Consider the following 13,956-nt stretch of genomic DNA (forward strand, 5'->3'; position numbering starts at 1 on the left):
GTTAGTTTTTGAAAGAATGGATTGGTGCTGGGATCCGACCACCGCGGGCAATAAAATCAACGGAAGATTTACCGTTTACTGGCATTACTGGTGCCGTTCCGAGTAAGCCGCCGAATTCGACCATGTCGCCAACTTTGGTTCCGCTTGCTGGAATAACTCGAACCGCGGTTGTTTTATTGTTAATCACGCCAATTGCGGCCTCATCAGCAATCATCGCTGCTAATGTTGCGGCAGTGGTATCGCCTGGTACGGCAATCATATCCAGACCAACCGAGCAAATTGCCGTCATCGCCTCTAATTTTTCAAGATTGAGCGCACCTTGTTGCACAGCTTCAATCATACCAGCGTCCTCAGAAACAGGAATGAATGCGCCTGATAAACCACCAACATGTCCGCAAGCCATAACCCCGCCTTTTTTCACGGCATCATTTAAAAGGGCTAATGCGGCAGTTGTTCCGTGAGTTCCGACCATTTCTAGCCCCATCTCTTCTAAAATGTGCGCAACCGAATCACCAATCGCCGGTGTTGGCGCAAGTGATAAATCAACAATTCCAAAAGGAACGCCGAGTTTTTCGGAAGCGACTTGACCAACAAGTTGGCCCATTCTAGTGATTTTGAAAGCTGTTTGTTTTACTGTTTCCGCAACAATATCAAATGGTTCGCCTTTTACTTTTTCGATGGCGCGTTTGACCACACCTGGGCCACTGACGCCGACATTGATAACGCAGTCCGCTTCACCGACACCGTGGAATGCCCCGGCCATAAAAGGGTTATCCTCGACTGCATTTGCAAATACAACGAGTTTCGCGCAACCTAGGCCTTGCGTATCTGCTGTTAAGTCCGCAGTTTCCTTGATTACCTCGCCCATTTGGCGGACAGCATCCATATTGATTCCGGTTCGGGTTGATCCGACATTAACCGATGAGCAAACCCGTTCTGTTTGCGCGAGTGCTTGTGGAATCGAGCGAATCAGGATTTCGTCGCCTTTCGTATAACCTTTTTGAACAAGTGCGGAATAGCCGCCAATAAAATTCACGCCAACTTCTTTTGCTGCGGCATCAAGTGTTTTGGCAAATTCTACGTAGTCAGTATCGGCACTTGATCCAGCGATAATCGCAATCGGTGTGACAGAAATTCGTTTATTAATAATTGGAATGCCAAACTCAGATTCAATCGCTTCACCAACAGCCACTAAATTGCGCGCTTTGGTAACGATTTTTTGATAGATTTTCTTTCGAGCTACTTCGCCGTCGCCGTCCATACAATCTAGCAAAGAAATTCCCATTGTAATCGTCCGGATGTCCAATTTTTCTTCTTCAATCATTCGTATCGTTTCTAAAATTTGATTTGTTTCCATACTAGAATCGCCTCCATCCTAAAGTTTGTGCATTGCGTTGAAAATTTCTTCACGTTGAATATGTATTTTTACTTGGAGGTCCTCGCCTTTACCGGCTAATTCTGCTTTTACTTCATCAAATTCTTTCGTGATTTGGCTAATATCGCACATCATCATCATCGTAAAATATCCATCCATAATCGTTTGAGATACGTCCACAATATTGATGTTCAATTCTGCTAGTTTGTTACTAACACCCGCGATAATACCCACATTATCTTTTCCAATTACAGTAAGTACAGCTCTCACATTCAACACTCCTTTAGTTCGTTAATACGTTCCATTATAGCATAAAAAGTCTAAATCTTGTGAACAATAAAGCAAAATTACTCTACTCGCCAAGAAGTGCAATATGACGCCATTGGCAAGCTATTTTCAAGTGTAATTAATTTACTTTGACTAAGTAAAAATGCTTTGAATTTTTCTGGCAAACCTAAATCGGCTTCCAATTCATTCGTGATAAAATCCTTTACATAACTAATTTCCCAACGGCTATCTTGCATTTTTTCTGAGAAGATACTTGTTTCCGCGCCCATTTTCCAGTTTTGGGATTGGATAATTTCTTGCATATCTATTGGTGTGATGAACGTTCGAATGTTCGACTGGGTGTCTTGTTTGAATGCTTCGTAGGAAGATTGGGTTAGCACGGCTAGCATGTGTGATGTTTGTTTCACGTCGGTAATTCTCGTATCCCATTCCGCGTAGCAAACCCGTTTCGCCCACTTGCTTAGTAATACGAGCATTTGGATTAACTCTGCCTTGGAGCTGAAATACCACGAAGCATGCGATAAAACCGCCACATCAAACGCTTTTTCTAGAAAAGTAATATCGCCCTTTAAAATATCCGTCCCTAGTTTAAAATCAATTTGCGCACCGAGCTGGGATTTTTTCAAATGATCGGTCGCATCACCAATCGTAAATGGAGCACCGTAAGTTCGAGGAGCAATATCAATTCCTTGAACAAAACCATCTTGCCCAACTGCATTAGCAAGTACCGCGGTCGTATCGCCTTGCCCACAGCCAACTTCCAGCACCCGGTCCCCCTTTTCCACTTGCCAAAAATCGACCAGTTTGATGCGATGCTCTGTCTGCGTCCGCTGAATTTCTTTGTCATTTTCGTTTAATAACATACAATCGACTATTTCTTCTAAGTTCATGGTACTCCCCCAATCAAAAAAGTAAAGTTACCCTCTAATTATAGAAGGTAACTCTGATTTTCACACGTCATATTCCAATTCTTTTGTCGCTAAATCAATAAAATCAAGCGGTGTCTTCACTTTTTCGCTATCAAATTGGCTTGTTCCAATCCGTAGTTCTAGTTTCACTCGGTACTTCGCTGCGAAATCTTCGGTGTTGGCTTCAGCAATACGGCTTTTAATTCGGTCGGCAACTAATTTCCCGCCCGGTTCGTCTGTTAGAAGCAAGAGCCCCCAGGTCGCATCATCCTTATCTAACAAATAAAGTACATCACTCGTCCGAATACAGGATTCTAAAATCGCCGAAATATCTTGCAGAGCCAACCGCATTTCTTCTTCGCTTTGGAACCGTTTCAGCTCGCGCCAGTGTCGTACTTTAATAACCATGAGTGATAACGGCAAATCGTAACGGCGCGAAATGCTGGAAAAAATCCGCTCATCATTTTGGAAAGAAACGATATTTTTTAGTAGCGTTTCTTGATCAATCGTTCCTAAATATAAATTTTGCTGCTTGATTTTCGTATTTTCTTCTTGCAGCCGCGACGTATGTCTTGTAAACATCGCACTCGCTACGGTGAAAAGTGGCGTGATAATCAGCCAATAATAGCTGCCAACGCCATACGCAATTTGATTCGCCACAATTTCATAAATAATGTAAGTCGCATAAATGAAAATGTAGAGGACATTTAAAATCAAGCCCAGTGTTAAATTCGTAAAATAGGTGATGATTACAAGCAGAAAAGTAATATTTAAAAAGATAATGTTTCGCAAATATTCATCCGGCGTATTAATCATAAAGCCAATCGTGATGAAACAAAGCAAGATGAAAAATAAAAAGCCGATATCTGCAAATAAGTTATTCGTCATTTTTTTCATTTTTTATTTCTCCCTCACTTCCGGCGATATTTACGTAAGATTAGTAGGACTGCGACAATTAGGATAACAATGGTTAGTAGCGCGAATGCTCCAAACACGGTTACTTCTTTGTTATTACTAATTTTCGTCCCAAAACTTTCTTCTTTTGTGTCGGATGCTTTTTTGAATCGGTAAGAATGGATTGTGTTGTCAGTATCAACAATGGCGCCATCTCCGTAAATTTCTGCTAAGTTGGCTTTTGTTGCGATTAAATCAGAACCTAGCTCGGTTTGTTTTGCGCCCGGGCCAGTAACTGCGAGAATCGGCATGCCATCTGATGTGATTAATTGTACGCTGCCAAGTTGTTTGCCGTAATTTTTTTCGATTGAGATTTTTTCATTGGAAAGGAAATAGCTTCCTGATTTATTGTACTGGAAATATAGGTCGTTATTGGCGTTTTTTATGACAGGGTTGTTGTTCATCGTGCCAACTGCGATAATATTCGAGCCTTCTTTCGGCTTTTTCCAGTTTGTAGCGTGCATCGCAGTTAGGTTGCCTCTATTTCCGTCATGGAAGCGACCTAGTAGATTGAAAATATTTGCTAATGAATTGGTATCTTCGGTTGTAAGCTCATCCGGAACAACAACTACTGCATTGTTAAAGTCGCCATCCGCAATGAATGGATATGGATATTGTTCAAAAAGTAAATCTGTTTCTTCGCTTGTATTCAAGTTAATGACAGATTCTGGTGTGATATATGCCCACGGAATTTCGGAATCTGCAATAAAACCACAATAATTATTCGTTAGTACTAAATCGAAAGCCACAGTAACTGAAAAATCACCTTTTACATTTAAATCGCTTGGAATTTGGAAGGTTACTTTATCGTCATTCGCTTTTTTAGCGGAAAGTTTTTGGCTGCCGATTGGTTTGCCGTTCACTAAAATCGTTACTAACGAATGCTCGAAATCCAAATTTTGCGCGTATCTGAAATCAAGCGATACTTCGGTTCCAGTGGAGGCGCTTCGGTTGGCTGGCATGCTGATAAAGTAATCTTGGGTGATGTGGCCAATTCCCTTTAGTTTATCGCCAGTTGTTGTTAGTTTGGTGTTTTTATCAACATTAGTCGCCGGTGTATCGATTTTTTCGTCCGTTGTTAGCCATTTGGTATTCGTTCCAAGTTGGCTCAAGTAATTTTGGTTGGCGATTAGTTTACCAGCTTTTTTAAGTGCATCGTTTGATTTGGACGTAATCACTAGAGTGTTCGTACTTCCTACTGTCACTACTTGGAAAAGTGCTTGCTTTTCTAGTTTTTTATCGTCTTGTATTTGGGATTTCAGGTCATTTGGCAAATTGTCATAGCTTGAAAAAAGAGTGACATAATTTTTGCCATCGCGCGTTCCAGCTTCTTCGTATTGACCAAAAGCGATATTTTTATCTTCTAACGTGTTCGCCGCAGAAAAGCCAGAAAGTCCTTCAAGTGCTGCGCCAAGTTCCGCGTCGCCTGCTTTGTTCGAAACAGCTACTACGCCTTGTCCACTTTTCACCGTATCAATGCCAGTGAATCGCTCGCCAAAGTCCGCAATTGTGTTTTGAAAAGCTTTATCAGAATAAGATACGTTTATCGCACTCGTTTTATCGAATTGCAACCAGTTTGCCGGCGTGTCATCAATTGTACAACGGCCATCTGGCAAATCAGTGTAGACAAAACTTTCGATGGATAGAACGTTAACCCCTTTTTTTAGCTTATCTTTCGGAATTTCGATTTCAATTTGTCGCGTTCCTTTGTCGGTTTTATCTGGCTTAAAAGAGTAGAACGCAACATCGTTTATTTTCAGCGTCATAGTAGAAACTTCTTTTTCGCTCAGCTGGGTAATTGTGTAAACAAGCTTCACATTTGCGCTCGACACGTCCCAGTAATTTTCCACCGTGAAGTTTTGTTTGGTTGTTGTGAATTTTCCTTGAGCGGTTTTATCTGTTCCAAAAACTGTTTGATAATTTTTATCTGCTGCGAAAACGTCTGGCCTATACAGAAATAGTACGGCGAAAACAAGCAGCCCAATTACAGCTAATTTTTTCATTAGGCACTCTCCTTTTTAGAAACGCTCGGTTTTATACCATTTGGTTTCCCTTTTTAGTACAGTATCTTTTAAGAAAATAAAGAATCCATATGCGGCGACCACCATCCAAAGTTGGCAATAAGTCACATACATCAACATAATAAATAACACATTCGAAAAACTAATTTCCCCTTTTTCAGTGGTGAGCGTAATAAAAGTCCCTGCAACAAAAAGTAAAATAGCAAGTAACCAAAGCGCTCCGCTGAGGCCAGCAAGTGTTGTATGTACAAGTCCAAGCGCATATAAAACAAGTAAAATATCACTAACAATCAAGGAAGTTAATAGTAAAAAGTAAATCGATAAAAAGTACAAAATATCAAAACGAACGCGTCTACCTTCTCGTTTGAAAAGTAGCGGAACGTTTTTCAAAATCACGTAGATATTGCCCTTTGCCCATCTGGAGCGTTGTTTAAACCAGACTGGCAAAGTTTGTGGTTCTTGTTCCCAAGTGACGGCCTTCGCTTGAAATTTAATCCGGTAACCCATCATATAAATCCTGAAACTGATTTCGGTATCTTCGGCGACAGCTTTCACGTCCCAGCCACCGATTTCTTCCAAGAGCGATCTTCTCACGATAAAATTGGTACCCGGGATTGTGCATAGTTTGAATAGCGCCCATCTGCCGGCCTGAGCCATCCACTGAAAGCTTAGCGTTTCGATATTAATGAAGCGTGTGAGCCAGCTGGCGTTTCGATTTCGCGTCCTGAATTTACCAATAACCGCGCCAAGTTTCGCATCATTCGTAATCTCGCCAACCAGAATCCTTAACGCTTGCCGTTCTGGCGTATTATCCGCATCGTAAATCGCCACCAGTTCACCGCGACTTTCCGCAAATCCGATATTGAGTGCATTCGATTTCCCTTTACCACCCGTGATGTTATCGGTATTAATAATTTTCAACAAGCGTGTCGGATTTTTCGCTTGAATGGCCGCCAAAAGTTCTGCGCTATTATCCGACGAATTATCATTGATGACTATAATTTCATAGCGATCAATCGGATATTCAAACGCCAACAGCGACTCCACTGTTTTCACAATAACTTTTCCTTCATTATGGGCCGGCACCATGACAGAAACAAATGGTACTTCCGCTGGTATTTCCGGGACTTTTCGCGCTTCATTTTTCAAATAATAAACGTACCCCGAAACAATCAACACGATATTAATCAACAACAGTCCCCAAATACATACCACCGCGAATAATGCTAAATAATCTGCAACAACCATTTATTTCACCTCATTTCATATATTTTTTCATGTAAAGTCGGTACCCAAAAACAAACAAAATCCCAATAATACCAAGCGAAAGTACAATAACTATCGTGAAAAAGGTATTTTGATAGCCGAAAAACCCTTCTAAACTCCCCGCTTGTTTCACCGTTTTCGCATGTGTTTTAATATATTTCAAATCGCCATCAAGTGTCACAGATTGATTATTGATATACAGCGAACCAGCGCTTGATTCAATCGTATCTTTGCTCGTTTTCACCCTGTGATCTTGAAATCTAAAATCACTAATATTTTCGCCAGCTAGTTTGTCCGCAGCTGCATTTATTTCCTTCTCATTATTGAAAAACGAATAAGTGACCGCAATATCGACCGGGAAATTTTTTCTATCCGTCAGCGTTGCGTAAAAATCACTCGCCACGCTATATGGTGACTTTTCAAATGCGCTGCCGTTGTTTTTTTTCGTCGTATAGATAACTTTTTGGTTCGGCAGTAAAATCCCCGTATTAAATGGAGCAAAGCCTTCAACGCCATACACTTTATCAAAATTCCAGTATAATTCCGCTGTAACCCCAACCGGCACCACATCATTTTCCGCGAAGAAATGCACGGATTTCTGGACGATGCTCTCCAGTTCTCCCGGCGGACTATCTCCGTATGTAACTACTGGAACATTCATCATAATAGTGCCGTTTTTCGCCTGAACATACCGCAAAATCTCCGCATAATTTTTCGCAGCTTGGAAATCTTGATTATAAAAAACCGGCCCCGCACTCACAATAAAAGGAATCCCCTTTGCATAAAATGTATCGGCTGTTTTTTTAAGTAAATCAAAATCAACAAACGGGTTCACATCTGTGATAAGCGCATATTGGTTGGATGTTGTTTTAATCTCGAACACAGCTTTTAATAAATCCATCAATGCAAATTCGCTCGTATTGTCGGCTTGAAACATTGGCGCGTAAGCATAGTTGCCAGCTCGAACGCCGTACGCAGCTTTACCATTTTCCGCCGCATCCATTTCGCCAAACCCTTCTCCTTTAAAAGAAGTAATGAGATTGGTTTCATTGATGAGTTGCGGTTTCCCTGCCAGGCCTGCTTCCGTTTGAAAAATGATAGAAGTATCTGTAACCGGCTTAGTTTTCAGCTGCAATTTATCTGCTAAAAATGTCGGTGGGTTTGCGCCAATATATGCAATTTGCGCCTTGCTTTTAGCTAATTTATCCGCCCATTCAGCTGTTAAGCCATCGTTTTTATTTTGCAACACGATAATTTCGCTCGCTTGACTTAAATCTGGATTTTCACCCCAAGAATAAATCGTCACCCGTTTGCCCAAACTATTTAACATTCGAAGTAGCGAGTCGATATTCCCCTCGTTAGCCGTTCCTTTTGCCAAACTATCATAAAAAACGATGACATCACTATTCGCTTTTGCCGCAACAGGACGTTCACTTACCATTAAAATGACGAGCGCAAGCAGAAGACTAATCATGATTTTTTTACGCATTCCGCTCACCTCGTTTCTTCAAATAAACCTCGAGTAGTGAAGCCGCACCAATTAATATCGTTAAATCAAAACAAACATTAAATAGGAAATTATGCTTCGTCAAATCCGCTTCCCCGTCACCAATAATCGTCACCAAAATCACCGCAAACCCGGAACCAATCAGCAAGACAATCAAATCAAACAGTAGCGTCCCACGAATATTCTTCTCCCGGAAATGTTTAAACGCACTCACCCCATAACAAATCAGAAAAACTAGCGCCCATAAAATTAAAAACGTAAATTTCGCCGGAGCAAATTTTTCTTTCATATCACTATAAGCCGAGAAAAAATGCGTTTTCTCTTTAAATTTATACCCCGTCGCCTTTTCAAAATTCCCCATCTCAAACGGACGAATCGAAAAACTATTTTGCGCCGACAAATCGAGCATTTTCCCGAATTGTTTCGGATTTTCCAAATAATAACTTAAAACCGTGACAAAATTATAATTAGGATAAAATTCCTTTTCCATCAACGGCGAATCCAAATCAACCATTTTATATTTTTGATAAAAATTCGTTCCTTTAAGTAAAGCGAATTCCGAATTCATCCCCATTTCCTCAAGTGATTTCTCCGGATTTTCCGAATCAAGCAACACCCCACGAGTCATGGTTTGATACTGATTTATCGTCACAAACTCCCCGGGAATAAAAGCGTACATCACTACCCCGCTCAAGAAAATCACCAAAAAAGTCGCCGCAGCGGAAATCCGAAACGCCCGATTTTTCCGAATAAAAAATACGAGGATCCCGCAAACCGCAATAACAACTGCAATCGGCGCGTTCTGCTGTTTAGCCGTAATTAAAATAAGTGATGCCACAAAAATCAAACCTAGCATCGCATAATCATTATATTTATGCTGATATAAAAGCAAAAATCCCGCCGAAATATACAGCATCATAATCAAAATAAGTCCTTCACTGAAAAACGAGTTAAAATAAGCTGTATAAGCCGTATCCGCAAAAATAAATACCGTAAGCGCCGCAACGACATACCCCGGCCAGCCTTTCATTTTCGCCGTTAAACCCGCCACCAACAAATAAATCGCCGGCAAAAGAAGTGCTAATTGTAACCCGCCTAAAAAACGTACATCAAAAACCGTGGTTGACCAAAAAAGCTTATTTAAAAGAAGCGCTATTTGGATAAAAATACTTTGCGACGAGTAAATTGCCACTTGATTTTCATTAAAATACTGATAAATCCCAAACTCTTTCACAAAATGCCCAAATTGAAGCGCATCATAATTCGTATTATTCACAAATAATCCATTGCTCGAGAATATCCGGAAAAAGTCTCCATTGTCAGCCATACCAATATACGGCGGCACAAACAGCGCTATAATCGTGATAATAAAAACACAAATAACCGCAAATATTTGCGGTGTTAGATGGTGCCATAGCCACATACTAATGGATTTAATTTTTCCCCTCATGATGCTATCCCCTTCATATTCTCGATATACCATTGTCACAAATTCGACACATTTATATTTCATTATACGAGAATGTTGTCATTTTTTCCATGCTTTTATTCATTTTGTTAAAAGTTGTCGGCTACAACTTATTTTCTTTCAACACTTTTCCACCAAAAGAGTTATAATAAACACAAAATCATGCTTGACTCTCACGCAGCGTCATACTTTATAGTAAAAACAGAAGGAGGAATCATTCATGCAAACAAAAGAATTAGCTGAACTCACTGGTGTTAGTGTGCGCACACTCCACCACTACGACACAATTGGTCTACTCGTCCCACAAAAAGACGATTGGAACGGCTATCGTATCTATTCAGAAAAAGACGTCGACAAATTACAACAAATTCTTTTCTTTAAAGAACTCGATTTCCCTTTGAAAAAAATAAAACAAATTCTTGATGATCCTAACTTTGATAAAGAGGTTGCGCTAGACTTGCAACGCCATTTATTACTAGAGAAAAAACAGCGAATCGAAGCAATGCTTACAACACTCGACCAGACCATCAAGAACGAAAAAGGAGAAATAACAATGACAAACAAAGAAAAATTCACTGGTTTTGATTTTTCTTCCAATCCATATGAAGAAGAAGCAAAAAAACTTTGGGGCGATAAAGTAGTAGAAAAAGCCAATAAAAAAGTTACCAATATGACTGAAAAAGAACAAAACGCCTTAAAAGAGAGCTTTGATGCCGAATTTCGCCATTTAGCTGCTGTTCGAAATTCCAAACCCGAATCCGAAGAAGCCCAACAAGCCGTGGCTCATTTCTTCCACTACTTGAACGATACCCATGGCAACATTTATTCCTTAGAAGCCTTCGCAAACCTTGGAGAAATGTACGTTGCCGATGAACGATTCACTAAAAATATCGACCAATTCGGTGAGGGACTATCCGCCTTTTTAAAAGAAGCAATGCACATTTATGCAAAAAATAATTAAAAAAAGCCACGATTTCCTATCAAGGAATCGTGGTTTTTCATTGGAAAAGTTGAAAAAATCCACATAAAAGAGGATTGGCGTAACGAATAACGGGGTAAATAGTATAAGATTTCATTAATAAGTAGCACTACTATAGAATAAGAAATACAAATACATTTCAAGGGAGGAACTTATGTTTAAACACATCTTACTTTCACTAAATGGGTATAAGATATCCTATTTACGAAATGATGTCATTTCCGGAGTTGGTGTTGCTGCACTGACAATTCCCGTTGCAATGGGCTATGCACAAGTAGCCGGGCTACCGCCTATTTATGGCTTATATGCGTCATTTTTACCGGTACTTGCCTATGTTATTTTCGCCAGTTCGCCGCAACTTGTTTTCGGGATTGATGCAACGGCAAGCGCAATCGCAGGGTCGATAATTTTAGGAACAGCCGGACTTACAGCTGGATCTAAAGAAGCCATTACGCTCGCCCCAATTCTCGCATTCTTTTGTGCCGTGTTTTTAGTTCTTTTCTCCGTATTAAAATTAGGACGGTTTGCAAAATACATATCTGCCCCTGTTCTTAGTGGATTCATTTCTGGACTTAGTGTTTCCATTATAATGGGTCAAATTCCTAAGATAATGGGCCTAAAAGAAAGCGGAGATAGTTTCTTCTCTAGTCTAGGCATTATTTTCGGACAGTTTTTCCAGTCCAATTGGATTTCATTTGCCATGGGTGTCGTGACCATTATTATCGTTATTACGTGCAAAAAAGCTATTCCAAAAATCCCGATGTCGCTCGTCGTTTTAATCCTCGGGACGATGGCAGCTTATTTCTTCAAATTAGATCAATATAATGTTGATATTGTTGGTAAAATCCCCGTCGGATTCCCGTCATTAGCGCTTCCAGATTTTGGCGCTAGTTCATGGGCGCTTGCTATCGGTGGTGGGTTTGTCTGTGCTATCGCTACATTCGCCGGTTCGCTTTTACCAAGTGAAAGTTTTGCGATGCGTAACAAGTATACAATCGATGATAACCGCGAACTATTTGCTTACGGTATTTCCAATTTCGTCGCTGCCTTTTCTGGATGTTCTCCTGCCAGTGCCAGCGTATCAAGAACTGCCGCCAACGAACAATTCCGTGGCAAAACACAAATGGTTTCGATTGTTGCCGCGGTCATTATCGCGCTGATTGTTGCCTTCTTAAGTGGCTTACTTTACTATATGCCACAACCAGTTCTTTCCGGTATCGTGTTCGCTGCGTTAGTTGGGATTATTGATGTGGATGTATTAAAAGGATTGTTCCGCGTTTCTCGTCGTGAGGCAACTGTTTGGATCGTTGCTGCACTTGGAACACTTTTAGTTGGAGTAATTTTCGGGGTACTACTTGGAATTTTCCTATCATTCATTAATGTAGTAAGTCGTTCAATGAAATCACCAATTGCGATCCTTGGCGTGATTGACGGACGTCATGGTTACTTCGACTTAAAACGTAAACCAGAAGCAAAACCAATTCCAAATGTCGTTATTTATCGTTATAGTGCATCGCTCTTCTTCGGGAACTTTAATAAATTCGCAGATGGCCTAAAAGAAGCTGTCCAAGAGGATACTAAATTAGTCATTTTCGAAGCTAGCGCGATTATTAATATCGATACAACCTCTACAGAATCAATGAAAGACTTGCTAAAATGGCTCGACGATAAAGGTATTGAATATTACTTCGCCGACCTCATCGACCATTTGAAAACAAGCTTTAGAAAACACGATCTTGGCTATATTATCGATGACGGCTACACGAAGAAAACCGTGGAAGACGCACTCGATGCTTATAACGCCAAACAAAAATAATAAAACGCTTAGCCGGGCCTAAACTCGACTAAGCGTTTTTCATTTTTACAAAAGCGCAAAAATCCGCGGACTAATTAACCGCACAAACGGCGAAACGATAAAGATTTGCAAAAATAAAGCCACAAAATAATTGCGTAAAATAAGAACGCCTAAATGACTCCATTCGCCTTGGTTTACAATCAGGCTAAGCGTTGACATAAGCACACACATAAACGTAACCATTAATAATTGCATCATAATGATCTTTTTAAATTTCGAAGCATCTTCACTAACCAAAAGGGCGTGCAGACGATACACAATTTTTCCGACAACAAAAAAGTCTAATAAAAATCCAATAAAAAGAAACGGGACAAATGCTTTTAAAACAATCAATAAAGAATCTGTACCAATACCATTTTCAAGAAAGATATTATAAGAGCTCATGCATAAAATCATCAAAGAACACATAATAAGTGTAAAAACGACCTTCTCTTTCATATTACTGTACATAATTTCACCTCCAAAGAACTATCGTAGCAAATTAAAAAATTCTTCGTAAGTGACAATTTTGTTACAAAAAAAGTTTTGCTCGGAAATCCAAGCAAAACTGGCTTTTTAGATCTTCTCATTATCAATCTGGGTTCTTATTTCCCGGGCAATATTTTCAATCGTATATAGCGCCGGCAATTGGGACGTAATATTCGCTTCCTGGTACATTTCTTTATTAATATAATAAGCAATATTCGCGTCAGAAAGCCTCGCAATAGTTGATTTCGCGCTATTAGTAATCGAGATCACTTTACAATTTTGTGCCTTCAACTGGTGAATATAGCGAATAATATCCTCATTTTCCCCTTCCACCGAAATCGCAATCATGCAGATTTTATCCGATAATTTGCTCGATAAATGGTAAAACGGGTGGTTGAGCGGATCTTCAATATGTAGTGCCAGCGTGAACAATGACGAAAAATAAATCGCGCCATATTCAGCAATTACACCCGAGGAACCAACTCCCGCAAATAACACGAGTTCGCGGTCACGAAGAATTTCGACTGCTTTTTGAATTTGCGCTTTAAACTCCGGTTGTGCCGTGCGTTTCAGAAAATCAATATAAGTCGTCTCATCCGCCATATCAATTTGCGCCAACTTCTGCTCTTCCAAATAAAGCTGCAACTTCACGCGAAACTCCGAAAAACCATTACACCCAAATTTTCGGCAAAAACGCAGAATTGTCGTCGTACTCACGTGCGCTTCCGTTGCCAAATCGCGAATTCGCATATACACAACCTTATCTAAATTCGCCACAATATAATTATAAATGTCTAATTCCGTATCATTTAATTCCAAATTCTTATCCAAAAAAAGCATTTCCGCACCTCTTTTCGCTTTATTTTA

At 40.1% G+C, this 13,956-nt stretch carries 12 protein-coding genes; 2 read left to right on the forward strand and 10 right to left on the reverse strand.

All coding sequences use genetic code 11. The features are described 5' to 3' along the window. Position 1: 1 nt before the first annotated feature. The 8 genes from HCJ55_RS12735 to wsfD form a co-directional block, all read right to left on the reverse strand. Positions 2 to 1,357, reverse strand: coding sequence for a PFL family protein (locus HCJ55_RS12735; protein ID WP_039387087.1), 1,356 nt, complete (start codon positions 1,355 to 1,357; stop codon positions 2 to 4). A gap of 18 nt (positions 1,358 to 1,375) precedes the next feature. Further along, positions 1,376 to 1,645, reverse strand: coding sequence for an ACT domain-containing protein (locus HCJ55_RS12740; RefSeq protein ID WP_008946962.1), 270 nt, complete (start codon positions 1,643 to 1,645; stop codon positions 1,376 to 1,378). 77 nt (positions 1,646 to 1,722) lie between these two features. After that, positions 1,723 to 2,553, reverse strand: coding sequence for a class I SAM-dependent methyltransferase (locus HCJ55_RS12745; protein WP_185518467.1), 831 nt, complete (start codon positions 2,551 to 2,553; stop codon positions 1,723 to 1,725). Positions 2,554 to 2,613: 60 nt separating this feature from the next. After that, the gene (locus HCJ55_RS12750) at positions 2,614 to 3,468 is read right to left on the reverse strand and encodes a diguanylate cyclase domain-containing protein (RefSeq protein ID WP_185518469.1); all 855 of its coding nucleotides are present in this window, start codon (positions 3,466 to 3,468) and stop codon (positions 2,614 to 2,616) included. Positions 3,469 to 3,482: 14 nt separating this feature from the next. Then, positions 3,483 to 5,528, reverse strand: a complete 2,046-nt coding sequence (locus HCJ55_RS12755) for a cellulose biosynthesis cyclic di-GMP-binding regulatory protein BcsB (protein ID WP_185518471.1) — start codon at positions 5,526 to 5,528, stop codon at positions 3,483 to 3,485. A 15-nt stretch (positions 5,529 to 5,543) separates the two neighbouring features. After that, the gene (locus tag HCJ55_RS12760; RefSeq protein ID WP_185518473.1) at positions 5,544 to 6,794 is read right to left on the reverse strand and encodes a glycosyltransferase family 2 protein; all 1,251 of its coding nucleotides are present in this window, start codon (positions 6,792 to 6,794) and stop codon (positions 5,544 to 5,546) included. 10 nt (positions 6,795 to 6,804) lie between these two features. Next, positions 6,805 to 8,301, reverse strand: coding sequence for a DUF2334 domain-containing protein (locus HCJ55_RS12765; RefSeq protein ID WP_185518475.1), 1,497 nt, complete (start codon positions 8,299 to 8,301; stop codon positions 6,805 to 6,807). Beyond that, entirely contained in the window at positions 8,294 to 9,769 is a 1,476-nt protein-coding gene (gene wsfD / locus HCJ55_RS12770; RefSeq protein WP_185518476.1) for a glycan biosynthesis hexose transferase WsfD, read from the reverse strand. The genes HCJ55_RS12765 and wsfD overlap by 8 nt, the downstream gene beginning before the upstream one ends. Before the next feature lie 238 nt (positions 9,770 to 10,007). On the opposite strand from wsfD, the gene HCJ55_RS12775 reads away from it, so the two are divergent. Further along, the gene (locus HCJ55_RS12775; RefSeq protein ID WP_185506700.1) at positions 10,008 to 10,748 is read left to right on the forward strand and encodes a MerR family transcriptional regulator; all 741 of its coding nucleotides are present in this window, start codon (positions 10,008 to 10,010) and stop codon (positions 10,746 to 10,748) included. A 172-nt stretch (positions 10,749 to 10,920) separates the two neighbouring features. Then, a complete protein-coding gene (locus tag HCJ55_RS12780; RefSeq protein WP_185518478.1) occupies positions 10,921 to 12,582 on the forward strand; it encodes a SulP family inorganic anion transporter in 1,662 nt (553 codons plus the stop codon). 45 nt (positions 12,583 to 12,627) lie between these two features. On the opposite strand, the gene HCJ55_RS12785 is transcribed toward HCJ55_RS12780, so the two are convergent. Together HCJ55_RS12785 and HCJ55_RS12790 are read right to left on the reverse strand one after the other, a co-directional pair. Beyond that, positions 12,628 to 13,071: a DUF2798 domain-containing protein gene (locus HCJ55_RS12785; RefSeq protein WP_120138280.1), complete on the reverse strand. Its 444-nt coding sequence runs from the start codon at positions 13,069 to 13,071 to the stop codon at positions 12,628 to 12,630. A gap of 105 nt (positions 13,072 to 13,176) precedes the next feature. After that, on the reverse strand, positions 13,177 to 13,929 hold the full coding sequence (locus tag HCJ55_RS12790) for a MurR/RpiR family transcriptional regulator (RefSeq protein WP_185503116.1): 753 nt from the start codon (positions 13,927 to 13,929) through the stop codon (positions 13,177 to 13,179). Between the last annotated feature and the right edge of the window lie 27 nt (positions 13,930 to 13,956).

Origin of the sequence: Listeria marthii, assembly GCF_014227425.1 — a bacterium.
Taxonomy (GTDB): domain Bacteria; phylum Bacillota; class Bacilli; order Lactobacillales; family Listeriaceae; genus Listeria; species Listeria marthii.